The sequence below is a fragment of the Vibrio chagasii genome, from assembly GCF_002954585.1.
Classification (GTDB): domain Bacteria; phylum Pseudomonadota; class Gammaproteobacteria; order Enterobacterales; family Vibrionaceae; genus Vibrio; species Vibrio chagasii_A.
In genome coordinates this window covers 66,309-91,662 of record NZ_MSCI01000004.1, presented here as the reverse complement: position 1 = coordinate 91,662, position 25,354 = coordinate 66,309, and the positions used below count along the sequence as shown (strand labels likewise).

The window sequence follows — 25,354 nt, the reverse complement described above, 5'->3', positions numbered from 1 at the left end:
AATGGCCGACTGGAATGGTGAATACATAAGCCCATATGCTGAGCATGGAAAGAAAAGCGAACAAGTAAAGAAAATTACAGTTTCTATCCCTTTAAAAGTGCTAAAGGTTCTTACTGACGAGCGTACTCGCCGCCAGATCAACAACCTTCGCCATGCAACAAACAGTGAGCTACTGTGCGAAGCCTTTCTACATGCGTACACAGGCCAACCACTGCCAACGGATGAAGACCTTCGTAAAGACCGCCCAGATGATATTCCTGCAGAAGTGAAAAAGCTGATGACAGAGATGGGTATCGAATTCGAAGCGTTTGACGAAGAATAACAATAACTCAGTCACTGCCTTCAATATTGATTCGCTTTAGCTGAATGTTCACATAACTGATTCGTCTTTTCAGTGTTCTGTGAATAAGAGACATAAAAAAACCGACTCCAGATGAGTCGGTTTTTTATTATTTGTGCTCTATGGAGCAACCGTTATAACAAGCGACTATGCCATCCAGTCGCTATGCCTCTAAGCCATATAGTTAGCAGGCATCTCAATACGTGCAACGCCAGATTCAACCGCCGCTTCTGCTACCGCTTTCGCTACGCGAGGAAGTAGACGTGGGTCCATAGGCTTAGGAATGATGTAACCCTTACCGAACTCAAGTGACGTCTCACCCGCTGCTTTTAGTACTTCCGCTGGTACTTCTTCTTTCGCTAGGTCACGAATCGCTTTTACTGCCGCTAGCTTCATTTCATCATTGATTTCGCTTGCACGCACATCAAGTGCACCACGGAAAATGAATGGGAAACAAAGTACGTTGTTTACTTGGTTAGGGTAATCACTGCGGCCCGTACCCATAATAAGGTCAGAACGAACTTCGTGAGCAAGCTCTGGCTTGATCTCTGGATCAGGGTTTGAACATGCAAACACAACAGGCTTATCAGCCATTAATGTTAGTGCTTCTGCCGGTAGCAGGTTAGGACCAGATACGCCCAAGAATAGATCAGCACCTTCGATAACATCTTCAAGCGTACGCTTATCTGTGTTGTTTGCGAACAGCGCTTTGTATTCGTTTAGATCATCACGACGAGTGTGGATCACACCTTTACGGTCAAGCATGTAGATCTTCTCGCGCTGAGCGCCACACTTAATCAGTAACTCCATACAAGCAACCGCTGCTGCGCCAGCACCTAGACAAACGATCTTACACTCTTCTAGTTTCTTACCTTGAAGCTCGATCGCGTTCAGCATACCTGCTGCTGTTACGATCGCAGTACCGTGTTGGTCATCGTGGAATACTGGTACATCACAACGCTCAATTAGGCGACGTTCAATCTCAAAACAGTCAGGTGCTTTGATGTCTTCTAGGTTAATACCACCGAATGTATCTGCGATATTCGCAACCGTATCGACAAACTCATCGATTGTGCGGTGTTTTACTTCAATATCGATAGAATCTAAACCAGCGAAACGCTTAAACAGTAGCGCTTTACCTTCCATAACTGGTTTAGAAGCAATTGGACCAAGGTTACCTAGGCCAAGAATCGCTGTACCGTTAGAGATAACTGCAACCATGTTGCCTTTACCTGTGTACTTGTAAACGTTATCTACGTTCTGTGCGATCTCACGAACTGGCTCAGCCACGCCTGGGCTGTAAGCAAGTGCTAGGTCTTCTGCAGAGTTTGCAGGCTTCGTCAGCTCAATGGCAATTTTGCCTGGAATTGGGAACTCATGATAATCAAGAGCTTGCTGACGGAATTGTTCTTGAGGTGATAATTCTTGAGAGGATTGATCTTGGCGGCTGTCTTCAGACATAGGTGTAGGTTCCTAGGATATTATTATTAGGGGGATCTTGTTCATGTTAATGGATGTACTTCAAAGTTCCTAGGTGGTAAAGGCCTCTGTCTCATGAAAAAACGAGATTTCACTACTAATAAGACCAGTGAGCAGTTGAAATTACTATCGCTTGTTGAACTTTCGAGCGGATTTTCAGTGATGAGTAATAAGCGAAGAATTACCCTTCAATATAGAGGCAAGCTGCTTGGTGTAGGAGAGAATGAAAGCTTGAGGTGAAAGTCTGTATTTTCTCAAATTTCAGGCAACAAAAAAGGACACCGAAGTGTCCTTTTTATGTCTAAATAGCGAGAATTACTTCTTGCTAGAAAGAGCACCGAAACGCTTGTTGAAGCGATCAACACGGCCGCCTGTATCTACGATACGTTGCTTACCAGTGTAGAACGGGTGACATTTGTCACATACGTCTAGGTGGATTGATTCTTTTGCTAGCGTTGAGTTGAACTCAAAAGTGTTGCCGCAAGAACAAGTAGCAGTAACTGCTTTGTATTCTGGGTGGATTCCAGCTTTCATGGGATAACCTCAAGTAGGCCGTGTCGCTATACGATTCTAAGCCGCACACCACACGTAGTTTAAAAAGAAATAAAGACACCGCTTATCACTAAAACGCGATGAAGCCATACCTTTAAGGCGCAGTATAGTAATGAATCTGTGAGGTAGGATCAACTGATTTGATACATTTTTCGCCAATATTGATGTTATTTTCTTCATCTATTGAAATTCTTTGGCGGCAGCGACTTTCAGGCACTCACTTCCCCTTGTCAGCCAAACTGTTTCTCGAATTTAACCGCCTTATCCTTTAGACTGTTCGCACTCGTCAACTCAGATAAAGCCGTCCCTTTATGCGTCCAATGATTGCCCGTGTGGCGCTGCCTGTTCCACTCGACAAGCAGTTCGATTACAAGATTCCAAGCCACCTATTTCCGATTATTGGTGGTCGAGTCTCTGTGCCTTTTGGACGACAAACCTTAACTGGGATTGTCACGGCTCTGGTTAACGAATCAGAATTCGAACTAGACAAGCTCAAACCGATTAAAGCGTTGCTAGATAACCAGCCGGTTTGGCCGGATTCTGTCTACTCACTATTAACCTGGTGCAGTCAGTTCTATCAGTACCCACTTGGCGAAACCTTTGCCAATGCCCTGCCCAGCGCTTTACGTAAAGGCAAAGCGGCAGACTTCGCAACTTTGGTTGAGTGGCAGCTAACGCCGTCAGGTAGAGATCAGTTGATGCAAGGCTTTGGTCGCGCGGTCAAGCAAGCCAAAGTCATGCACATGTTGGAGCACGGTGCCGTTCCTCATCAAGAGTTCATCGACCAAGAGGTAGGAAGTACTGTTCTCAAAACACTGGAAGAAAAAGGTTGGATTGAATCGGTTGAGAAAAAGCCGAAACGCCAACCGTGGCCAGCCGACCTCGAAAACGACCAAGACAAACCTAAGCTCAACGGAGAGCAAGCCATCGCAATTGCAACGGTAAATAGTCAAAACAGCTTTGGTTGCTTCCTGTTAGAAGGAGTCACGGGTTCAGGCAAGACTGAGGTCTACCTGAATATGATTAAGCCGATTCTCGACCAAGGTAAACAAGCGTTAGTGCTGGTGCCTGAGATTGGCCTAACACCACAAACCATTAACCGCTTTAAGCGACGCTTTAATGTGCCTGTTGAGGTTATCCACTCAGGTCTAAACGATTCAGAGCGCCTAAATGCGTGGTTATCGGCTCGCGATAAAATTGCCGGCATTGTGATTGGTACTCGCTCAGCTCTGTTCACGCCGTTTGCGGATTTGGGCATTATTATTGTCGATGAAGAACACGACGCCTCATATAAGCAGCAAGATAGCCTACGCTACCATGCTCGTGATGTGGCGATCATGCGTGCGCACAAAGCGCAGATTCCAGTGGTATTAGGCTCTGCAACCCCTGCTTTCGAAACACTGCACAACGCGCAAATCGGTAAGTACAGCCACCTGACTCTGACCTCACGTGCCGGTGTCGCACTACCCACCACCAATAAAGTGTTGGATGTGAAAGGTGAATACCTAGAAAGTGGCTTGTCTGCATCATTGATCGCCGAGATGCAACGACACCTGAAATCTGGCAACCAAGTGATGCTGTTCCTCAACCGCCGAGGGTTTTCTCCGGCATTGATGTGTCACGATTGTGGTTGGACAGCCGAGTGTAAGCGCTGTGATGCCTACTACACCTATCACCAATACAGCAACGAAATGCGCTGCCACCATTGTGGCTCGCAGCAACATATTGTGCATAACTGCCAAGGCTGTGGTTCAGCAAACTTGGTCACGGTCGGAGTGGGTACCGAACAGTTGGAAGCGCAACTTGGTCAGCTATTCCCAGAATACAAAACCATTCGTATTGACCGTGACAGCACTCGCCGTAAAGGCAGCCTAGAGAGCGCACTCGAATCGATTCGCAAAGGTGAACACCAGATCCTTATCGGCACCCAGATGTTAGCTAAAGGCCACCACTTCCCTGACGTGACACTCGTGGCGTTATTGGATGTCGATGGCTCTTTATACAGCAGTGACTTCCGAGCCTCAGAACGCCTCGCTCAGTTGTTCATTCAAGTGGCAGGTCGCGCAGGTCGTGCGAGTAAGCCTGGTGAGGTGATCTTACAAACGCACCACCCAGAGCACGGATTACTGCAAGCATTGCTGCACAAAGACTATAACCACTTTGCTCAAACGGCCTTAGCAGAGCGTAAACAAGCGATGTTGCCACCTTACACCTTTATGACGCTATTTAGAGCAGAGGCGAACGACACACGCTTGGTGGAAGAGTTCCTACGTCAGGTTCGTCATACACTGGAATCACACCCACTGTTTGACCAATATTGCATGGTGTTAGGCCCAACCCCTGCGCCACTGGCGAAGCGAGCGGGTAAATCTCGCTGGCAGTTGATTTTGCAAACCCAAACTCGCTCACTTATGCAGAAGCTATTAATGAGTGCGAAGCCGGCAATTAATATGTTACCCGCCGCGAAAAAAGTTCGTTGGTCGCTCGATATAGAGCCGCAAGACTTGAGCTAAACCCCTTCGGGTTAAAACTAATGATAAGTTTGTTCACAAATATTTCATATTTCTCGTGAGCAAGTTCACACGAGTCATGTGATTTTTGTTAATCTAGCCGTAACTTTACGCAGATGAAACGAATAAAATATTGCAATAAAAAAAGTGTTAGCAACACTTTCATAATATCTATTCGATTACATTTATTATTCACGCCTTAGATACTTAGGCAGCAAAGGAACTTAAAAGAGGGTTTAATTTATGGCGACAATGAAGGATGTTGCCCAGCTAGCAGGCGTCTCAACGGCTACCGTATCACGAGCTTTGATGAATCCTGAGAAAGTCTCAGTTTCGACTCGCAAACGAGTGGAAACAGCCGTACTTGAAGCTGGATACTCACCCAATACATTAGCTAGAAATTTACGTCGCAACGAATCAAAAACCATCATTACTATCGTTCCTGATATCTGTGACCCGTATTTCGCAGAAATCATTCGTGGTATCGAAGATGCTGCTGTCGAAAATGATTACCTCGTTCTGCTGGGTGACAGCGGCCAACAGAAAAAACGCGAGTCCTCGTTTGTTAATCTCGTCTTCACCAAACAAGCTGACGGCATGCTACTACTAGGCACCGACCACCCGTTCGATGTCAGCAAGTCTGAACAAAAGAACCTGCCTCCTATGGTGATGGCATGTGAGTTCGCACCAGAGCTTGAACTGCCGACGGTACACATCGATAACCTGACCTCTGCATTCGAAGCTGTGAACTACCTTGCTCAATTGGGTCATAAGCGTATCGCTCAAATCTCTGGCCCAATGTCAGCAACCCTATGTAAGTTCCGTCAGCAAGGTTACCAACAAGCGCTGCGTCGTGCTGGCGTGTCAATGAACCCAGCCTACAGCACCATCGGAGATTTTACCTTCGAAGCGGGTGCTCAAGCGGTTCGTCAACTGTTAGCGCTACCAGAGCAGCCGACCGCTATTTTCTGTCACAACGATGCAATGGCAATTGGTGCGATTCAAGAAGCCAAGAAACTCGGTTTACGAGTGCCTCAAGATTTATCTGTTGTTGGCTTTGATGATATTCAATTCGCTCAGTACTGCGATCCACCGCTAACCACCATTTCTCAACCTCGTTATGAGATTGGACGCCAAGCGATGTTGATGATGCTAGACCTACTAAAAGGCAACGATGTGCAAGCAGGTTCGCGTCTGCTAGAAGCCAGCCTAGTGGTTCGAGGCAGTACAGCACCACCTCGAATGTAAGTCTTCGAAATACCCATATAAATCTGCGGCACATTTTGATGTGCCGCTTCCATTTCTACACTATTATCCTCACGCAATCTGGATTACCATGAGAGCAGATTTACCAACTACTGAATTGTCTTGTGGCTAATAGAGATTATGTGAAGCGTGGTCGTGGCACGAAAAAACCGACCAAAAAACAAGCCCCTCGCCGTAAACCATGGCGTAGTGGTCTTTTGGCGATCCTCCTTGTTGGCGGGTTTGGTTACGGACTTTACCTATTGAGTAATGACCCAGAGCCACCAGCACCGGCTCCAGTAGTGAGCAAACCAAAGCCTAAGCCAAAACCAGCTAAAGTAATTCCGCCACCTCCAGAAGAGAAGTGGGACTACGTTGAAACGCTGCCAAGTCGCGAAATTGAAGTGAAAGCCAAAGAGCAAGAGGTCTCGAAGATCCCTTACATCATGCAATGTGGCGCCTACAAAACTTCAGCTCAGGCAGAAGCACGTAAGTTGGATATCGCCTTCCAAGGTATCTCGAGTGAAATCCGTAAGAAAGATGGCAGCAGCTGGTACCGCGTAGTACTAGGACCATACAAACTTAAGCGTGATGCAGAGCGAGACCGCCACAAGCTGCAGCGTGCTAAAATCGAGCCTTGCGCTATCTGGAAAGATACCGAGTAATTCCAGTAAAGCAGTCGGAAAAAAGACAAATAACGAAAGCCTTCCTTTGTGGAGGCTTTCTTTTATTCATCGCTTTTTCTATCTTCTCTTAAACTTACACCGATAAGTTGCGCGACATCACTTGTGATTCCTTGAATTATCCGAGCACCATCCTCATATACTTTTTATACCCAAAGATAAAAACATTAAGAGGCCCTACTCGTGACTACCATTGTATCTGTACGTCGTAATAATAAAGTCGTCATCGCGGGTGATGGACAAGTATCTCTAGGCAACACTGTAATGAAGGGCAATGCCCGTAAAGTGCGTCGCCTATACAATGACAAAGTACTGGCTGGTTTTGCTGGCGGTACCGCTGATGCTTTCACGCTATTCGAAAAATTTGAAAGTAAGCTGCAAATGCACCAAGGCCACCTGACCAAAGCTGCCGTTGAGCTAGCGAAGGATTGGCGTAGTGACCGTGCTCTACGTAAATTAGAAGCACTACTAGCGGTAGCTGACGAAACCGCTTCACTGATCATCACAGGTAACGGTGATGTTGTTCAACCAGAGAACGACCTAATCGCTATCGGTTCAGGCGGTAACTTCGCTCAAGCAGCGGCTACGGCACTATTAGAAAATACTGATTTAGATGCACGTGAAATCGCAGAAAAGTCGCTGAATATTGCTGGCGATATCTGTGTGTTCACCAACCATCACCACACTGTTGAAGAGCTAGAAAGCACTGTTGAACTGCCAAAGCCAGAGTAACAAACGCTTCTACCCATAACTTGCATCAACAGTGATTAAAGAATTAAGGAAAAACCATGTCTGAGATGACTCCTCGCGAAATTGTTCACGAACTCAATCGCCACATTATCGGCCAAGACAACGCTAAGCGTTCAGTGGCTATCGCACTGCGTAACCGCTGGCGTCGTATGCAGCTTGAAGAGAGCTTACGTTTTGAAGTATCACCAAAGAACATCCTGATGATCGGCCCAACAGGTGTTGGTAAAACTGAGATTGCTCGCCGCCTAGCGAAGCTAGCAAACGCACCGTTCATCAAAGTAGAAGCAACCAAGTTCACTGAAGTTGGCTACGTTGGTAAAGAAGTTGAGACAATCATCCGCGACCTAACGGATGTTGCGATCAAGATGACGCACCAACAAGCGATGGAAAAAGTAAAATATCGCGCTGAAGAACAAGCTGAAGAGCGCATCCTTGATGCCCTACTACCACCTGCACGCGATGCTTGGGGCCAGAACGAGCAATCAAGCGAAGATTCTACTTCTTCAAACACTCGCCAAATTTTCCGCAAGAAGCTGCGTGAAGGTAAGCTAGACGACAAAGAGATCGAAGTCGATGTAGCAGCACCACAAATGGGCGTTGAAATCATGTCACCTCCAGGTATGGAAGAGATGACGAACCAGCTACAGGGCATGTTCCAAAACCTAGCTGGCGACACCAAGAAAAAGCGTAAAATGAAAATCAAAGACGCATTCAAAGCCCTAACGGAAGAAGAAGCCGCTAAGCTTGTGAACCAGGAAGAGCTGAAAGAAAACGCGATCTTCAACGCTGAAAACAACGGTATCGTATTCATCGATGAGATCGACAAAATCTGTAAGCGTGGCGACAGCTCAGGCCCAGACGTATCTCGTGAAGGTGTTCAACGTGATCTACTGCCTCTTATCGAGGGCAGCACAGTATCAACTAAGCACGGCATGGTGAAAACGGACCACATCCTATTCATCACATCAGGTGCATTCCAAGTGGCTAAGCCATCAGACCTGATCCCTGAACTGCAAGGTCGTCTACCAATTCGTGTTGAGCTTGAAGCGCTTTCAGCGAATGACTTCAAACGCATTCTAACTGAGCCAAAAGCGTCTCTGACAGAGCAATATATTGCCCTAATGAAGACGGAAGATGTGAACATTGAGTTTACTGAAGACGGCATCAACCAGATCGCTGATGCAGCATGGCGCGTAAACGAAACCACTGAGAACATCGGTGCACGTCGTCTACACACTGTGATGGAGCGTTTGATGGATGAGATTTCATTCGATGCAACAGACAAAGCTGGTAGCACACTAGTGATCGATGAAGCTTACGTGAACTCTAAGCTTGGTGAATTCGTTGAAGACGAAGACCTAAGCCGCTTCATCCTGTAGCACACGAAACTCCAACTTATTGCTCTATCTCAAAGAAATAGCAGCTAATAAGCGAATTCAAGGCCCACTTTCGAGTGGGCTTTTTATTACCTGAAAAATGGGCGTATACTCAAATCACCGCATAAAACCAATACTTACAATATAGGCGCCCTGCTAATCAAGGTGTCCTTACAACGAAATAGACTTACGATGAAACAATCTCTAATGATTTGGCTTGATGCCGCACGACCAAAAACTCTGCCTCTCGCACTCGTCTCTATTCTTACAGGAAGTAGTTTAGCGTTCGCCAACGGTCAGTTCTCTTTATCGATCGCTCTGTTGGCCTTTTTAACCGCCACCCTATTACAGATTTTGTCGAACCTGGCGAATGACTACGGTGATGCAGTAAAAGGTACAGACAACGAAAACCGCTTAGGTCCAATGCGCGCAATACAATCCGGTGCGGTGACGGCTCAAACCATGAAGCAAGCAATCATCCTCAACATCGTATTTACCATGATTGCTGGACTGATTTTGATTTTCCATGCCTTAACATCAATTGAGAGCATTCTATCTTTCATCGCGTTAGGTGTATTAGCTATTGTTGCCGCTATCGCTTACACCGTGGGTAATAAGCCTTATGGTTATATCGGTCTTGGTGACTTATCGGTATTTATCTTCTTTGGTTTATTAGGCGTTTCAGGTACTTACTTCCTGCATACTGGTCATGTTGAACCAAGCCTGTTCCTTCCTGCATTAGGTTGTGGATTAATGGCAGTTGCTGTGCTCAATATCAACAATATGCGTGATATCGAAAACGACAGTGAATGTGGTAAACGCACCATGGCGGTTCGCTTGGGGCAACGTAAAGCTAAGCAATACCATTTTGCTCTGCTCGGCTGTGCACTTGTCTCTTTTGCGATTTACCTACTGATTCAAGAAAAACCCGTTTGGATCAGCCTACCGTTTTTACTCAGTATTATTATTGTCTACAAACATGGTAAAGCGGTTTGGGAAACAGAAAAGCCCGCTCAAATTGCACCTATGATGCCTGTTATCGTGAAATGCTCGCTGGTCACTAACCTATTGTTTGCAGGGGTTGTCGTAGCTCAAACTCTATTGAGTTAATTGAGACTAATCATTGCAAAGGGATCAAGCACCGATATACTCAAAGTAAGCTCATTGTTCAAAAGGTATACTAATGGAATACAACACTTCAGCACTGTGCGACATATATTTGGATCAAGTTGATGTCGTGGAGCCAATGTTCAGCAACTTTGGTGGACGTGCCTCTTTCGCAGGACAGATCACGACATTAAAGTGCTTTGAAGACAACGCTTTGATTCGCTCGGTACTAGAGCAAGACGGTCTAGGGCGTGTGTTGTTAATCGATGGTGGCGGCTCACTGCGTAAAGCATTGATTGATGCCGAGATGGCCCTACTTGCCGAAGACAATGAGTGGGAAGGTATTGTGGTGTATGGCTGCGTTCGCGAAGTCGATGAGCTGGAAGACATGAACCTAGGTATTCAAGCTCTGGCTTCCATTCCCGTTGGAGCTAGCCAAGACGGTGTTGGTGAGCTAGATGTACCCGTTAACTTTGGCAGCGTAACCTTCTTACCGGAAGATTACCTCTACGCTGACAATACGGGCATTATTCTTTCAGCCGAACCTTTAGACGTTGAACTTGATCTCGATGCTGATGAAGAAGATGTCGAGTAATTCGTGCTCTTCATAAGTCACTCACAATAACCAAGAACACATACAGAAACGCCCGCTACTGAGTAGCGGGCGTTTTTTTAAATCTGAAGAGTGAATTACTCTACTTCATCCATTTTACCAAGAAGGTTACGGATGCGATCTTGCCATGCAGAGTGCTCTTCTTGCATCTGCTGAGTTTTTTGCTCTAGCTCTTGACGGCTTGCTTTCAGCTCACCAGCTTCTGTTGCTAGTGCTTGTTTCTCTTCTTTAAGCTCTTCCACTTCCATTTGAAGAAGTGCAATCGTATCTACTGCTGTTTGAATTTTTGCTTCTAGTTGCTCTAGTACTTCAAAAGACATTCTGGCCTACCTTTAAGTTATCCATTTGATGGTGAAGGTTCACTCCACTTATTTCCCCATTCTACTCAGCAGAGCAAGGATAAACACTCAATATATTCGATATTTTGCGCCATTCGATGAAAAAAACAGCGCTTTTTACCGAATATTGACGTTAATTCTTACAGTCACACTCGCAAACCAATTATTTTGATGAATATTAGTGGTTTTTCACTGCTCATTGATCAAAAGCAATCTGCAAAAAGCAAAAAGGCAAACGTTTCCTTTTGGATATGGTAAAATCCGCCGCGAAATTTCTATTCCCCCTTTGAAAATTTTGGAGTCCGCATGAAACGCGATTTAGCAATGTCATTCTCTCGTGTCACAGAAGGTGCAGCACTGGCTGGTTACAAGTGGCTTGGCCGTGGCGATAAAAACGCTGCAGATGGCGCTGCTGTAGAAGTCATGCGTAGCCTACTAAACAAAACCGAAATCAGCGGTGAAATTGTTATTGGTGAAGGCGAAATCGATGATGCGCCTATGCTATACATCGGTGAAAACGTAGGTGTGGGCGGCGACGCTGTCGACATCGCAGTTGACCCAATTGAAGGGACACGCATGACAGCAATGGGCCAATCAAATGCATTGGCTGTACTGGCTGCTGGCGAGAAAGGTAGCTTCCTAAAAGCGCCTGATATGTACATGGAAAAATTAGTAGTTGGCCCTGGTGCTAAAGGCGCTATCGACTTAGCTCTACCGTTAAAAGAAAACCTAGTAAACATTGCTAAGGCTCTGGGTAAAACACTCGACACATTGGTAGTAACCACACTGGCTAAACCACGTCACGATCAAGTGATTGCAGAGATGCAAGCGATGGGCGTTCGTGTATTCGCAGTACCAGACGGAGATGTAGCAGCATCTATCCTAACCTGTATGCCAGACAGCGAAGTCGACGTAATGTACTGCATCGGCGGCGCACCTGAAGGTGTAGTTTCTGCCGCAGTAATTCGCGCGCTAGACGGTGACATGCACGGTCGTCTTCTGCCTCGTCACGAAGTGAAAGGCGATACAGAAGAGAACCGTAAACACGGTGAACTTGAGCTAGAGCGTTGTGCTGAAATGGGCGTAACCGCTGGTATCGTGTTAAAGATGGAAGACATGGCGCGCAGCGACAACGTTGTATTCTCAGCAACGGGCATCACTAAGGGTGACCTGCTAGAAGGCATTTCTCGTCAAGGCAATATCGCGACCACCGAAACCCTGCTTATCCGTGGCCGCTGCCGCACGATTCGCCGCATCAAATCAATCCACTACCTAGAGCGTAAAGACCCAGAAGTGGTTGGTCATATCCTGTAATCTTCATATCGAGTGAAACAGAATAGTCAAAGGCTGATACCAAGTATCAGCCTTTTGTTTTATTGACCTGTCAGATTCTCACCCTTGCTATTGATAGGTCAGTAACTGTCAAAATAGTAAATGGTTTGCTTTATAAACACCTTGCCTCATAATAGTAAGATTCATGAGGTAGGGATAGTATGAAAACAAGCGACAAAATCTTACAGACCATTAAGCGTCAAGGCGCGGTAACGGCCAAGCAGCTGTCAGAAGAGTTTAGTATGACGACAATGGGTGCAAGGCAACATCTGCAAAGCCTGGAAGATGATGGCATTCTCGCGTTTCATGACGTCAAAGTGAAAGTCGGTCGTCCGACTCGTCATTGGTCTCTTACTCAGCACGGCCATAGTCAATTTTCAGACCGTCATGGTGAACTTACGATTCAAGTCATTGATGCGGTAGAAAATCTATTCGGAAAAGAAGGCCTAGCTAAAGTCGCTGCCGAGCGTGAACAACACACCTTAAAACAGTATCAATCTGCTCTGTCTGATTGTGAAAATCTAATCAGTAAGCTGGAAAAGCTCACCCAACTTCGTGAAGAAGAAGGTTACATGGCAGAACTGAAAGAACACGACGATCACTACATCTTGATTGAAAACCACTGCCCTATTTGTAAAGCTGCGACTCGTTGCCCAAGCTTGTGTCAATCTGAACTCAACGTGTTCACCGAACTACTAAAAGATGAGTGCCACGTCAGCCGAACTGAGCATATTATTGCTGGCGAACGACGCTGTACCTACACCTTAGTACCTGTCGCTACCGCTTAACGCTAAGCCATTGATCTTGTCTCAATATTGAGAAACCAAAAGGTCGAACAAAATTTATACAGAAATCTTTCTTAAGCTTAAAGCATATGAAACATGCTTAATGCTAAGGAAGGAATGATGGCACATCCACAACCAGAGCAGAAACTGCCCCCTTTTGATGAACTGGTTCAACTTGCTCAAAACGATCCTAAAGCATTCAACCAATTCAAACACGAGATGTGTGAGCAGATGATCTGCTCCGCTTCTGAAAGTATGCAGGGCAGGCTTCGTGCTCAGCAAAGCCATCTCGACTTAGTCGTCAGCCGTTGTAAAAACCCTCACCACGTCAATGTCGTGCTAATGCAAGAGCTGCGCTGTCAGGTTTGCAAGTTCCAAGACGCACTTCAAGGGCGCTGTACCTTAGAAGAGCCTCAGCCTGAAAATGTGGTTCCATTCAGACCTAACACTGAACCTAAAATGTACTAGTTCAGACAGTTCTAGAAAGCAAAAAGGGAGCCTGATGCTCCCTTTACGTTAACGGCTGAAAGCTCTTATACTGGATCTTCACCGTAATCGTTGCGGCCTTCTGTGCCTTTCAACAAACCACATTCAATCAAAATCCATAAACCACACACCAATGCAGCTACCGTTGCCAGCATGTGCATTGGTGATACAGAATCCACCGTGGTTGCAGCAGCAGGTGAAACCAAACGCCCTAATACCAACGGAACATTCAATAGTAGCCAGTAGTTAGACTTGTTACGGTCATGCCAACGCTTGGCCGTTACCGCTAAGTCTGGAATCACCAGGAGCAACAAGAAGATTGGTAGCAGGATATAAGAGTACGCTGGAAACAGTACCGAAATACCAGAGGCAAAACCGGTAATCGCGACATAGTAGAAAATGTTCCACATCCAGTAAGTCTTACGACCAATTCTCCCTTTGAAAGAGAGCAGTAAATCTTTCATCGACATCTAAAAATACTCAAAAAATTAATACGCTACCAAAAAGTTAGCAGCTAATAGCCCGTTTATCACTTTCTTAAGCGAATCAGTTAATCACTTTCTGAAAACAGCTTTTATCCATATCGCGAATATTAACCGTTAGGCTTCGAACATGGCTCGCCTGTTCTTGTAAGATTTGCATTAACGAGCGTGATAATTCCCGTTTCTGTTCTTCGGTACGCCCGGAAAGTAACTCAAAGCTGATATGAATAAAGTCCACACTGTCTTCTTCATCACCGACTAGCCAGTTATGACAACGTAGAGAACGTGATTTCACAGACGGAACATCAAACAAGCCACAGTTTAATGTAACTTGATGAAGATCTTCTAGTAAACCTTGGATATTCACTCGCTCATCCACTGAATTTGAGTACTCTAGAACTAGATTCGGCATTATTACTTCCTATTGTTAACGCAAACGTTTGTCCCTTAATACCAACTAACGATGAAAAAACCGAGAAGTTAGCTATTATTCTGTCTGTCGGATCACTGATATAAGGTCAGTATCTACTCTGACCAATCGATAAGATCCCATAAAGACATGACCACAATCATGATCTAACGCGTTTTATCTGTTATATTCTTACGAAGATTTTTTACATTAATTGATTAAATACGGAGATATTCCTATGCGTCGTCCTGTAGTGATGGGTAACTGGAAACTTAACGGTAGCAAAGCAATGGTAACTGAGCTGCTAACTGGTCTTAACGCTGAACTTGAAGGCGTTGAAGGTGTAGACGTAGCAGTAGCTCCACCAGCACTTTACATCGATCTAGCTGAGCGTCTAATCGCTGAAGGCGGTAACAAAATCATCCTAGGTGCTCAAAACACTGACCTAAACAACAGCGGTGCATTCACTGGCGACATGTCTCCAGAAATGCTGAAAGACTTCGGTGCGACTCACATCATCATCGGTCACTCTGAGCGTCGTGAATACCACAACGAATCAGACGAGTTCATCGCTAAGAAATTCAAATTCCTACAAGAAAACGGCCTGAAGCCTGTTTTCTGTATCGGTGAATCTGACGAGCAAAACGAAGCTGGCGAAACTGAAGCAGTATGTGCACGTCAAATCAACGCAGTTATCGACGCTTACGGTGTTGAAGCTCTAAACGGCGCAATCATCGCTTACGAACCAATCTGGGCTATCGGTACTGGTAAAGCAGCAACAGCTGAAGATGCGCAACGCATCCACGCTTCTATCCGTGCAATGATCGCTGAAAAAGACGCAGCAGTAGCTGAGCAAGTAATCATCCAATACGGTGGTTCTGTTAAGCCTGAAAACGCTGAAGCTTACTTCGCACAACCAGACATCGACGGTGCTCTAGTTGGCGGCGCAGCTCTAAACGCAGCTGGTTTCGCAGCTATCGCTAAAGCAGCAGCTAAAGCAAAAGCTTAATTTAGACATCACTGTTTAAATTGAATGAAAGGTCAACTTAGGTTGGCCTTTTTTGATCTATCTCGAACACCACCCTCTTCTACCTCTCTTTTGTCACCAGCTCTTTGTAACTTAATAACACTTCTATTCATTGGACTGCGTTATGAAGACCTATACACGACCTCAGCTCAATACATTTCGAAAAACACTCCGAAACAACATGCCTCAACCAGAACGCAAACTATGGTTTACATAAGAAGAAAGCAGCTTGGCGTAAAGTTTAGAAGACAACATAGCATTGAAAGATACATCATAGATTTCTTCTGCTGCGAACTAAAGTTAGCTATAGAATTAGACGGTAATAGTCATTTTTCAGAACAAGCACAAGCTTACGATCATCAACGCACACAAGACTTAGATAAACTCGGAATCAGGGTCCTTCGCTTTACCAATAATGAGGTTAATCATAACATTGAGGAGGTTTTGGCGAGGATCATGGATTCAATCCCCAAATACACTTCTATATAGATATCCCCCTCTAACTCCCCCTTGTTTCAACATTTTCGATTACCCTACCGACCGAAGATAAAGGGGGGGAACTTTCTTTGTTCACTCAAGCTTCTCAGTTCGAACCACCTCTTCTGTTTAAACTCATAATGAGCTAAGCATTAATGCAAGGCTATGTAGCCTTCGACAAGTGTTAAGTTTCTAAACTAGTAACAGAGAATCTTAGTACTCTTATAAACAATTAAGAGACAAACATTAAAAACAATTTCTTTCTATCTAAGTTAAATCATCTGTTTGGCACTATGGCAGTCATAGATATTCAGAGTGTTTAGTTCAAGTGTTCGATATCGCTACCGCACACACTCTACTGTTCCTCCCCTTTCCAAAAGAAGCTAAAGGGGTCAAAACACCTGACATAAGGGGAGGTTAGGAGGGGATTTTACAATGAATCAAAAGAACGGCAGATACAAAAAACCGCTGATAAATCAGCGGTTTTTAAATTCTATAAGCTCACGCTCGGCGTGGCTTAGAACAACTCTTCAGCTACGCGGAACAGCTCAGAACGGTCTGGGTTCTGCATGTTCTCGATACAGTCGATGATGTCGTGGTGAACAAGCTCTTCTTTCTCGATACCAACACAACGACCACCGTGGCCTTCTTGTAGAAGGTGAACAGCGTAGTTACCCATGCGAGAAGCAAGTACACGGTCAAACGCAGTAGGACGACCACCACGTTGGATGTGACCAAGAACCGTTGCACGAGTTTCACGACCCGTTGCTGCTTCGATCTCTTTAGCCAGCTCGTTAGCATCCATCATTAACTCAGTTAGAGCGATGATTGCGTGCTTCTTACCTTTAGCAATGCCATCTTGGATGTTGCCAATTAGCTGCTCTTTATCTAAACCAGTCTCAGGAGTGATGATGTACTCACAACCACCTGCGATTGCTGACATAAGTGTCAGGTCACCACAGTGACGGCCCATGATTTCAACAATAGAAATACGTTGGTGAGAAGAAGACGTATCACGTAGACGATCGATAGACTCAATAACAGTGTTAAGCGCTGTTAGGTAACCGATTGTGTAGTCAGTACCAGCGATGTCGTTATCGATTGTACCTGGAAGACCGATACATGGGTAACCCATCTCAGTCAGCTTCTTAGCACCCATGTAAGAACCGTCACCACCGATAACCACAAGTGCTTCGATACCGTGCTCTTTTAGGTTCTCGATACCTTTCTCACGAACAGCAACGTCTTTGAACTCAGGGAAACGTGCAGAGCCTAAGAAAGTACCACCACGGTTGATCACATCAGACACGCTTGAACGGTCAAGCTTCGCGATGCGGTTCTCAACAAGACCTTGGTAGCCATCGTAAATACCGTAAACTTCAATGCCAAGTGATAACGCGGTACGAACTACGCCACGAACTGCTGCGTTCATGCCCGGAGCGTCACCACCACTGGTCAAAACACCGATCTTCTTAATCATGCTCACCCTCGATTTTTGGGAATCTATTATTCAATTCTTGTTATTGCTGATTGTATATCAACAAGATTTTAAATCTATATTTGTGCGTTATGTTACATTTCCTCAACAGGAATAGCACTTAAATCGCGAAAAATTATGTAACATTTCTACTTCTGTAAGAGTATTACAGTTTTACTCAGTAACTTTGTTGATTCACATCAGAATCAACATTAATTGTTACTAAGGTGTTTTTTGAATCACCAAAGCGTTCGCAGTTTCTACTCACTCTAGTTCAAAAGCCACCCACTTACCATTTACTGCCTAGCTTTCGTGCTCATTACCACGAATGAAATTTTTGTTGTTTCTCTGGTCCAAACACAACCGAATACGGATCTTGGTGAATGAGTACATCAGCATCAGGGAACACTGAAATAAGCTTGGCCTCTACTTCATCAGAAATGCGATGCGCTTCAATAAGTGGCATCTCATCTTCCAACTCTAAGTGCAATTGAATGAAGCGAATCGGACCTGAACGACGAGTTCTGAGCTGATGCACACCGAGTACCCCTTCCACACTCAAGGATGTCTCTTTTATCTGCTTTAGCTCTTCATCAGGCAACTTGTGATCAAGCAGAGATTGAATCGCCTCCATCGCCATTTGGTAAGCGCTGTAAAGAATATAAATACCAATGCCTACCGCAAATACTGAGTCTGCCTGATCAATGCCAAACCAGCTTAACCCTAGGGCCAGCATGATGGCCGCGTTCATATACAGGTCAGATTGGTAATGCAGTGAATCCGCAGCAATAGCCTGACTGCCCGTTTTCTTGACCACGTGTTTCTGGAATCGAACCAGGCCAAACGTCATCACTATCGCAAACAAGCTGACGTAAATACCGATTTCTGGGGAGTTGAGATCCTGAGGTCTAAAGAAGCGCTCGACACCATTAAGAATGAGGAAGCAGGCCGAGCCCGAGATAAACATCGCCTGTGCCAATGCAGCGAGTGATTCCGCCTTACCGTGACCAAAGGTATGTTCTTTGTCGGCAGGCTGAAGAGAATATCGGACCACCAATAAGTTAACGACCGAAGCGGCAATATCTAACATGGAATCGACCACGGAAGCCAATAGGCTCACCGAACCTGTCACCCACCACGCCGCGACTTTCACGATCAACAAAATAGTGGCAATGGTGGTAGCAGCCCAAGCGGCCAGCGTAACTAAACGTGCGTATTCTTGTTTCATAAATTGGCTATAAAGTGACTGATAGCACAAAGTATAACCTGCAAACAATCAATTGAATATGACAGCTAGGATGTAAGACATTCATTTTTAGGGATCAAAAAAGCGGCTCTCGGCCGCTTCTTTTTAAACACTTTCATTCAAGCTTGCTTTATCCAGCTTTGAATTACTGGTCTCGGTTCATGTGCTTTCCCATCTTTTCAGCACATTTCGCCATGCGCTCTTGCTGGATTTCTTTCAGTTGCGTTTTTTGCTCTGGCGTTAGCACGCTCATCATTTCATGTTGCTTCTTAAGCATTGCTACACGAAGCTCAGTTTGCTTCTCAACCATTTGGCTTGCTAGATCATTTGCCGCTGCTTCATCGAAGTTGTCAGCTAGTACCAACGCTTGAACTTTCTCGTGGTGCGCTTTCATTTGCGCCATTTTGTCTGACTTGTTGCCCGCGTGTTTTGCTTTCATCTCAGCATGGTTCGCTTCACGTATCTCTTTTAACTGTTCTTTTTGTGCGTCAGTTAGGTCTAGTTGACGCATCACTTTTTTGTCGAAGCCACCACATTTACCGTGCATGCCTTTGTGGTCGCCCTTGTCACCGCCGCCAAATGCGTACGCGCTTGCTGTACCTAACATAAGTGGAAGTACCGCAGCTGCTAGTACAAGTTTCTTCGTCATTTTCATAATTGTTGCCTCAATTCGGTATAATAAGTCATGTATTGCGTCTGTATCTCAGCGCTTGAATATAGATTAGTCTTTCCCTCGTAAAGTGACGTTTAGAAAGCGTAAAGAATCGTAAAGAGTGAAAGCTGACGAATAATTAGCAGTATTATTAACCTGTAACTAACCGACTAAGGCTTTCCCATGGCGAACATTCTTCTTATTGATGACGACACTGAGCTAACGAGCTTACTTAAAGACATTCTTAGCTTTGAGGGCTTCACCGTTTCTGAAGCCAATGATGGCTATGCAGGGCTCGAAGCGATCAATGATGAGATTGATTTGATTCTTTTGGATGTAATGATGCCGCGTCTGAATGGCATGGAAACACTCAAAAAGCTAAGAGAACATTGGGAAACGCCTGTGCTGATGCTGACGGCGAAAGGGGAAGAGATCGACCGTGTGATCGGTCTTGAGCTTGGTGCGGATGATTACTTACCAAAGCCGTTTAGCGACCGCGAGCTACTCGCACGTATTCGCGCCATCTTGCGCCGCACACAAACCACGAGCACTCCAAAAGCCGCCAGCGATAGAATCCAATACCAAGACATTGAAGTATTCCCTGGCAAACAAGAAGCGTACTGCAATGGCGAGATCATCGACCTCACCACTACAGAGTTCGCTCTATTAAGCCACCTTATCCAAAACCCGGGGCAAGTGATCACCAAGGAAGCGTTAAGCTTAGATGTGCTTGGTAAAAGGCTTGCAGCATTTGACCGTGCGATAGACATGCACATCTCTAACCTACGTAAAAAGATTCCAGAACGTAGCGATGGCAAATCACGCATCAAGACTTTGCGTGGTCGTGGCTACCTATTGGTAGAGGAGGATTAATGCGCATCCCTAAAATCACTAGCTTATATGGACGTATCTTTGCCATCTTTTGGTTCACCATGTTACTGGTGCTTTTATCCGTACTCTCATTACCACATCTAGACCCGCGAGTAGCGCGTGATGTACCCGCTGACCATCTCAGCAAACTGGAACGCATCGCCAAGGCTGCCGAGAAACGCTACGCCAGAGAGCCGAACCTCGGCAAAATTGTCTTCCAACTTGAGGCGCCACGTAGCCGCAAAGATTCTCGTGCACGTATCTATCTGACCGATCTTGAGGGCGCAGTCCTAACCTCAAAAAGATATTCAGACTACAAGCTTAAGGCGATTCGCAACTTTGTAACCTCAATTGATAACCCAGAAGTACCAAAGCAGAAGCTTTACGGGCACTACATGGTTGCAGGTCCTGTACCAATCAAGCTGGCCGGTGAAGAGCTACTTATGTACGCCGGAGTAAAGTGGAACCAACCACCGCCGTTCTTACTGCGACTATTTGATAGACCACTGCAGCTGTTGCTTGCCGTGATGCTGGCCAGTACCCCGCTATTGCTTTGGTTGGCTTGGGCGCTCAGTCAGCCAGCTCGCCGACTTGAGCGTGCTGCACAACGAGTAGCGAAAGGCGAATTCGAGGTCGATCCAACCCTTGAAAAAGGCACATCAGAATTCAGACAAGCGGGTGAAAGCTTTAACCAAATGGTTGAGGCGGTAAACCAGATGATCTCAGGGCAACAGCGCTTGCTTTCTGATATCTCACACGAGCTGCGTTCTCCTTTGACGCGGCTTCGTATGGCCAATGCACTGGCGATTCGCAAACAAGGTGAGAGCCCAGAACTCGAGCGTATCGATACAGAAGCGCAACGCTTGGAACAGATGATCAGTGAACTACTGACCCTCTCACGGATGCAGGTTGATAGCCACATTACTCGTGAAGTTCAGCCGATATCGAGCTTGTGGGAAGAGATCTTAAAAGACGCGCAGTTCGAAGCTGAACAGATGGGTAAAGAGCTGACATTCTCAGAAATCCCTGAGCGTTCAATTTCAGGTAATCCTAAGCTACTGATGAGTGCTTTAGACAACATTACGCGTAACGCCATTTACTACGGTAAAGACCAAGTCGATGTGCAGTTCCACGTGTTGCAAGATCAGCTGACTATTTGCGTCAATGACAACGGTGATGGTGTGCCTGATGATGAACTCGATTCTATCTTCAGACCTTTCTACCGTGTTTCTACCGCTCGTGACCGTAATTCTGGTGGCACTGGACTTGGGCTGACTATTGCCGAGAGTGCGATTCGTCAACATAGCGGAACGATTACCGCGAGCCGCAGTAAACTCGGCGGATTACAGCTCGAAATTACTCTGCCTATCCTGCCACTGTAATACCCCCACAAAGATCACAGTTGATAATGATTGTTATTATCATTATGGTGAATCCTCTAATTAAGGAGGATTTACCATGTCTCACATTTTCCCTGAACTGCCCTACGCCTACGATGCTCTAGAACCGTACATCGATGCAAAAACGATGGAAGTGCACTACAGCAAGCACCACAGAACCTATTACGATAAGTTTGTCGCTGCGGTGTCTGGTAGCGAACTTGAACAGCAATCTCTCACTGAAATCTTCGCTAATATTTCTCAACACAGCCCCGCTGTGCGCAACAATGGTGGCGGCTACTACAACCATATCTTGTATTGGAACTGTATGTCGCAAGACGGCGGTGGCGAACCAACTGGCGAGCTTGGTGAGGCGATTAAAAGCACATTTGGAGATTTTTCAGCATTCCAAGATCAGTTCGCTCAAGCGGCAATCAATACCTTCGGCTCTGGCTTCGCTTGGTTGGTAGTAGAAGAAGGACAACTGAAGATTATCTCAACCTCAAACCAAGACAATCCTTGGATGGATACGGTGGCAAGCAATGGTGAACCGATACTTGCGTTAGATGTGTGGGAGCATGCCTACTACATCAGCTATCAAAACCGCCGACCTGACTACATCAACGCTTGGTGGAACGTGGTCAACTGGAGTGCAGTATCAGAAAACTACGCGCAGGCACTCAACAAGCAAGCCTAAGTCGATGGTGGCAAACTGTACTCACACAGCTTGCCACCGTATACTCTGGCTATCTTTGATTACTCTTGTGAACCCACATGTTTGATATCGCTCTATACGAACCAGAAATTGCACCCAATACGGGTAACATCATCCGCCTATGTGCTAACTGCGGCGCAAACCTGCACCTGATTGAGCCACTTGGCTTTGATTTTGAAGAGAAGAAAGTGCGTCGTGCTGGTTTGGATTATCACGACCTAGCGCGTGTGAAGCGTCACAAGAACCTAGAAGCTTTTATTCAGTATCTAGAGAACGAACGTGAAGGTGACTACCGTATTTTTGCGTGTACCACCAAGACCACAGGTCACCACGTCGATGCCAAGTTCCAACAAGGCGATGTGTTGATGTTTGGCCCTGAGACACGCGGCCTACCTGCAGAGTTCATCGAAAGCATGCCGATGGAACAACGTATTCGTATTCCAATGATGCCCGACGCACGCAGCCTAAACTTATCTAATGCTGTAGCAATCATCGCATTTGAAGCATGGCGACAAATGGGCTTCGAAGGCGCGGTATAATAGCCGAATACTCAAACACCTGTTATCTGTAATCGCTAATAGGCAATAAAAAAGGCTCTTACCTTTATCTTTCTTACGAAGGATAAAGGTAAGAGCCTTTTCAGTGGTTGTCTTTCTATCTAAACAGCAGGATTAGTTTAAGCGATTACGATCGTTGTCGTCGTCTTTCTTCTCAAACTCACCTTCAAAGGTGTTACCGCCTTTTGATTGGTCAAATGGGTCGCGGTTGAATGGATCATCTCCAAATGGACTCGGACCAAAGCCAGCTTGTCCACCAGCGTGGAAACCGCCAGACATGTTTTTAACCACCATTTTTTCCATCATTTTCTTAGCAATCATGGCTCTTGGTGCTGGCAACAATACCAACATACCCAGAGCGTCTGTCATAAAGCCTGGAGTCAGAAGCAATACGCCAGCCACAGCCAGCATCACGCCTTCAAGGATCTGCTGTGCCGGCATCTCGCCTTGCTGTAGTCGACCTTGAACAGACATCAGTGTTTGAATACCTTGGCTACGAACCAACGATGCACCGACAAATGCCGTGATCAAAACCAATGCAATAGTTGGCCACAATCCTAAGAAGCCACCAACTTGAATAAATAGCCCAATCTCAATGATGGGTACGAAGATAAATAGTAATAATAAGATAGGAAACACACGCCCTCCTTTGTTGCTTTCAGTTTACGCTGAAAGGTCTACCAATCTCAAATTTATCCTGTAAATAAGCGTGTTTATTGACCCACATTAACTTTGCAAAATATTGACTAAACAAAAGCGAAAAAGGTGATCAACTTACTATTTTTATGCGCTAGGTACAGTATCATGTGCGACATAAGTCAGGACGGATTTATCAGCCTAATATTCTAGCGAACGGAGTATTTGCATACAGAATAGGCTAATAACTAACTAAATAATCAGAATTATTCTCTAAGGATCCTGTTATGGCTACTCTATCAGAAGCACAAGTTGATGCTCCTCAAGCTACTCGTCTCGAAGAAGATCTTTTAGGTCAGCGTCATGTTCCGGCTGATGCTTACTACGGCATCCACACCCTACGCGCAGTTGAAAACTTCAACATCTCAAATGTAACAATCTCAGATGTACCTGAATTCGTTCGCGGTATGGTGATGACAAAAAAAGCAGCGGCTTTAGCAAACAAAGAGTTAGGTGTAATTCCTAGCGAAGTGGCTAAATACATCATCCAAGCTTGTGACCTAATTCTAGACACTGGCAAATGCATGGATCAGTTCCCATCAGATGTTTTCCAAGGTGGCGCTGGTACTTCTGTAAACATGAACGCGAACGAAGTTGTAGCAAACGTTGCACTTGAGCTTATGGGCAAAGAAAAGGGCCAGTACGAGTTCATCAACCCGAACGACCACGTAAACCGCAGCCAATCGACTAACTGTGCTTACCCAACTGGCTTCCGTATCTCTGTTTACAACAGCGTACTAAAACTGATCGATGCAATTGAATACCTTAAAGGTGCATTCGAGCTAAAGAGCAAAGAATTCAACACCGTTTTGAAAATGGGTCGTACTCAACTTCAAGATGCAGTTCCGATGACGGTTGGCCAAGAGTTCCACGCTTGGGCGGTAACCATCAATGAAGAAATCAAAAACCTAGAATACACATCTAAGCTACTGCTTGAAGTTAACCTAGGCGCAACAGCAATCGGTACAGGTCTAAACGCAGCACCAGGTTACCAAGGCCTTGCTGTTAAACACCTAGCTGAAGTAACTGGCCTAGAGTGTGTTCCAGCAGAAGACCTGATCGAAGCAACTTCAGACTGTGGCGCATACGTAATGACGCACGGCGCGCTTAAGCGTCTAGCAGTTAAACTGTCTAAGATTTGTAACGACCTACGTCTACTGTCTTCTGGTCCTCGCGCAGGCTTGAACGAGCTGAACCTACCTGAGCTTCAAGCAGGCTCTTCAATCATGCCAGCTAAAGTAAACCCAGTAGTACCTGAAGTAGTAAACCAAGTTTGCTTCAAAGTTCTAGGTAACGACAACACAGTTTCTTTCGCAGCTGAAGGTGGTCAACTTCAACTGAACGTTATGGAACCTGTTATTGCACAAAGCATGTTTGAGTCTCTAGACATCCTAACTAATGCTTGTGTGAACCTACGTGACAAGTGTGTAGACGGCATCACGGTAAACAAAGAAATCTGTGAAGCGCACGTATTTAACTCTATCGGTATCGTAACTTACCTAAACCCATACATTGGCCATCACGAAGGTGACATTGTTGGTAAGATCTGTGCAGAAACAGGTAAGAGTGTTCGTGATGTGGTTCTAGAGCGCGGTTTATTAACCGAAGAAGAACTTGATGACATTTTCTCTGTTGAAAATTTGATGCATCCTCAGTATAAAGCAAAACGCTACGAGTAACGCTAGCGAGAAAGGGCTCCAAACGGAGCCCTTTTTTAGGCTCCAATACGGTTAACCCCATTTATTCTATGGTTTCTGTCTGTTGCACTTTT

General features: G+C 45.5%; 26 protein-coding genes and 1 pseudogene. 18 read left to right on the top strand and 9 right to left on the bottom strand.

Annotation, left to right across the window (positions count from 1 at the left end; all coding sequences use genetic code 11):
• Position 1 precedes the first annotated feature (1 nt).
• Positions 2-322 (top strand): met regulon transcriptional regulator MetJ, encoded by a 321-nt coding sequence (metJ, locus tag BTO10_RS21910; protein WP_004415993.1) that lies wholly within the window; start codon positions 2-4, stop codon positions 320-322.
• A gap of 189 nt (positions 323-511) precedes the next feature.
• Here metJ and BTO10_RS21905 read toward each other — a convergent pair whose 3' ends face one another.
• Positions 512-1,801 (bottom strand): malic enzyme-like NAD(P)-binding protein, encoded by a 1,290-nt coding sequence (locus tag BTO10_RS21905; RefSeq protein WP_004737143.1) that lies wholly within the window; start codon positions 1,799-1,801, stop codon positions 512-514.
• Between the two features lie 333 nt (positions 1,802-2,134).
• A complete protein-coding gene (gene rpmE, locus BTO10_RS21900) occupies positions 2,135-2,353 on the bottom strand; it encodes a 50S ribosomal protein L31 (protein WP_004737142.1) in 219 nt (72 codons plus the stop codon).
• A 329-nt stretch (positions 2,354-2,682) separates the two neighbouring features.
• On the opposite strand from rpmE, the gene priA reads away from it, so the two are divergent.
• The 7 genes from priA to rraA all read left to right on the top strand — a co-directional run bounded on the left by priA (position 2,683) and on the right by rraA (position 10,637).
• Positions 2,683-4,884 (top strand): primosomal protein N', encoded by a 2,202-nt coding sequence (gene priA / locus BTO10_RS21895; protein WP_004737141.1) that lies wholly within the window; start codon positions 2,683-2,685, stop codon positions 4,882-4,884.
• Positions 4,885-5,124: 240 nt separating this feature from the next.
• On the top strand, positions 5,125-6,129 hold the full coding sequence (gene cytR, locus BTO10_RS21890; protein WP_004737140.1) for a DNA-binding transcriptional regulator CytR: 1,005 nt from the start codon (positions 5,125-5,127) through the stop codon (positions 6,127-6,129).
• Between the two features lie 122 nt (positions 6,130-6,251).
• On the top strand, positions 6,252-6,791 hold the full coding sequence (ftsN, locus tag BTO10_RS21885) for a cell division protein FtsN (RefSeq protein ID WP_032553972.1): 540 nt from the start codon (positions 6,252-6,254) through the stop codon (positions 6,789-6,791).
• Positions 6,792-6,992: 201 nt separating this feature from the next.
• A complete protein-coding gene (gene hslV, locus BTO10_RS21880) occupies positions 6,993-7,541 on the top strand; it encodes an ATP-dependent protease subunit HslV (RefSeq protein WP_004737138.1) in 549 nt (182 codons plus the stop codon).
• Positions 7,542-7,597: 56 nt separating this feature from the next.
• The gene (gene hslU / locus BTO10_RS21875; RefSeq protein ID WP_105025822.1) at positions 7,598-8,938 is read left to right on the top strand and encodes an HslU--HslV peptidase ATPase subunit; all 1,341 of its coding nucleotides are present in this window, start codon (positions 7,598-7,600) and stop codon (positions 8,936-8,938) included.
• 189 nt (positions 8,939-9,127) lie between these two features.
• Entirely contained in the window at positions 9,128-10,045 is a 918-nt protein-coding gene (locus tag BTO10_RS21870) for a 1,4-dihydroxy-2-naphthoate polyprenyltransferase (protein ID WP_105025821.1), read from the top strand.
• Between the two features lie 73 nt (positions 10,046-10,118).
• The gene (rraA, locus tag BTO10_RS21865; protein ID WP_105025820.1) at positions 10,119-10,637 is read left to right on the top strand and encodes a ribonuclease E activity regulator RraA; all 519 of its coding nucleotides are present in this window, start codon (positions 10,119-10,121) and stop codon (positions 10,635-10,637) included.
• Between the two features lie 95 nt (positions 10,638-10,732).
• Here the strand turns inward: rraA and zapB are convergent, their stop codons facing one another.
• Positions 10,733-10,975 carry a cell division protein ZapB gene (gene zapB / locus BTO10_RS21860; protein ID WP_004737134.1) on the bottom strand — a complete coding sequence of 81 codons (243 nt, stop codon included), beginning with the start codon at positions 10,973-10,975 and terminating at the stop codon, positions 10,733-10,735.
• Positions 10,976-11,299: 324 nt separating this feature from the next.
• Here zapB and glpX point away from each other — a divergent pair, with 324 nt between their 5' ends.
• The 3 genes from glpX to BTO10_RS21845 all read left to right on the top strand — a co-directional run bounded on the left by glpX (position 11,300) and on the right by BTO10_RS21845 (position 13,578).
• Positions 11,300-12,307 carry a class II fructose-bisphosphatase gene (gene glpX, locus BTO10_RS21855; protein WP_102424375.1) on the top strand — a complete coding sequence of 336 codons (1,008 nt, stop codon included), beginning with the start codon at positions 11,300-11,302 and terminating at the stop codon, positions 12,305-12,307.
• A gap of 179 nt (positions 12,308-12,486) precedes the next feature.
• Positions 12,487-13,113 (top strand): helix-turn-helix transcriptional regulator, encoded by a 627-nt coding sequence (locus BTO10_RS21850; RefSeq protein ID WP_105025819.1) that lies wholly within the window; start codon positions 12,487-12,489, stop codon positions 13,111-13,113.
• A gap of 117 nt (positions 13,114-13,230) precedes the next feature.
• Positions 13,231-13,578 (top strand): DUF3135 domain-containing protein, encoded by a 348-nt coding sequence (locus BTO10_RS21845; RefSeq protein ID WP_004737131.1) that lies wholly within the window; start codon positions 13,231-13,233, stop codon positions 13,576-13,578.
• Positions 13,579-13,643: 65 nt separating this feature from the next.
• Here BTO10_RS21845 and BTO10_RS21840 read toward each other — a convergent pair whose 3' ends face one another.
• On the bottom strand, positions 13,644-14,066 hold the full coding sequence (locus BTO10_RS21840; RefSeq protein WP_004737130.1) for a DUF805 domain-containing protein: 423 nt from the start codon (positions 14,064-14,066) through the stop codon (positions 13,644-13,646).
• Between the two features lie 76 nt (positions 14,067-14,142).
• Positions 14,143-14,490: a 5-carboxymethyl-2-hydroxymuconate Delta-isomerase gene (locus BTO10_RS21835; RefSeq protein WP_004737129.1), complete on the bottom strand. Its 348-nt coding sequence runs from the start codon at positions 14,488-14,490 to the stop codon at positions 14,143-14,145.
• Positions 14,491-14,725: 235 nt separating this feature from the next.
• On the opposite strand from BTO10_RS21835, the gene tpiA reads away from it, so the two are divergent.
• Both tpiA and BTO10_RS21825 read left to right on the top strand, forming a co-directional pair.
• Positions 14,726-15,496: a triose-phosphate isomerase gene (gene tpiA, locus BTO10_RS21830; protein ID WP_061033606.1), complete on the top strand. Its 771-nt coding sequence runs from the start codon at positions 14,726-14,728 to the stop codon at positions 15,494-15,496.
• 142 nt (positions 15,497-15,638) lie between these two features.
• A pseudogene (locus BTO10_RS21825) lies at positions 15,639-16,003 on the top strand (endonuclease domain-containing protein).
• A gap of 505 nt (positions 16,004-16,508) precedes the next feature.
• Here the strand turns inward: BTO10_RS21825 and pfkA are convergent.
• From pfkA to BTO10_RS21810, 3 genes are all read right to left on the bottom strand, one after another.
• Complete coding sequence (gene pfkA, locus BTO10_RS21820) at positions 16,509-17,471, bottom strand: 6-phosphofructokinase (RefSeq protein WP_004737127.1); 963 nt, start codon at positions 17,469-17,471, stop codon at positions 16,509-16,511.
• Between the two features lie 316 nt (positions 17,472-17,787).
• Complete coding sequence (gene fieF / locus BTO10_RS21815) at positions 17,788-18,696, bottom strand: CDF family cation-efflux transporter FieF (RefSeq protein WP_105025818.1); 909 nt, start codon at positions 18,694-18,696, stop codon at positions 17,788-17,790.
• 163 nt (positions 18,697-18,859) lie between these two features.
• Positions 18,860-19,369 (bottom strand): CpxP family protein, encoded by a 510-nt coding sequence (locus tag BTO10_RS21810; protein WP_105025817.1) that lies wholly within the window; start codon positions 19,367-19,369, stop codon positions 18,860-18,862.
• A 180-nt stretch (positions 19,370-19,549) separates the two neighbouring features.
• Here BTO10_RS21810 and BTO10_RS21805 point away from each other — a divergent pair, with 180 nt between their 5' ends.
• The 4 genes from BTO10_RS21805 (at position 19,550) to trmL (ending at position 22,869) form a co-directional block, all read left to right on the top strand.
• On the top strand, positions 19,550-20,239 hold the full coding sequence (locus BTO10_RS21805) for a response regulator (RefSeq protein WP_105025816.1): 690 nt from the start codon (positions 19,550-19,552) through the stop codon (positions 20,237-20,239).
• Entirely contained in the window at positions 20,239-21,618 is a 1,380-nt protein-coding gene (cpxA, locus tag BTO10_RS21800) for an envelope stress sensor histidine kinase CpxA (RefSeq protein ID WP_105025815.1), read from the top strand. The genes BTO10_RS21805 and cpxA overlap by 1 nt, the downstream gene beginning before the upstream one ends.
• Before the next feature lie 76 nt (positions 21,619-21,694).
• On the top strand, positions 21,695-22,312 hold the full coding sequence (locus tag BTO10_RS21795) for a superoxide dismutase (RefSeq protein WP_063525227.1): 618 nt from the start codon (positions 21,695-21,697) through the stop codon (positions 22,310-22,312).
• Between the two features lie 77 nt (positions 22,313-22,389).
• On the top strand, positions 22,390-22,869 hold the full coding sequence (trmL, locus tag BTO10_RS21790) for a tRNA (uridine(34)/cytosine(34)/5-carboxymethylaminomethyluridine(34)-2'-O)-methyltransferase TrmL (protein ID WP_063525226.1): 480 nt from the start codon (positions 22,390-22,392) through the stop codon (positions 22,867-22,869).
• Between the two features lie 132 nt (positions 22,870-23,001).
• On the opposite strand, the gene BTO10_RS21785 is transcribed toward trmL, so the two are convergent.
• Positions 23,002-23,526 carry an FxsA family protein gene (locus BTO10_RS21785; protein WP_105025814.1) on the bottom strand — a complete coding sequence of 175 codons (525 nt, stop codon included), beginning with the start codon at positions 23,524-23,526 and terminating at the stop codon, positions 23,002-23,004.
• A 284-nt stretch (positions 23,527-23,810) separates the two neighbouring features.
• Between BTO10_RS21785 and aspA the strand changes: the two genes are divergently transcribed.
• Entirely contained in the window at positions 23,811-25,262 is a 1,452-nt protein-coding gene (gene aspA / locus BTO10_RS21780; RefSeq protein WP_105025813.1) for an aspartate ammonia-lyase, read from the top strand.
• Positions 25,263-25,354: the final 92 nt, after the last annotated feature.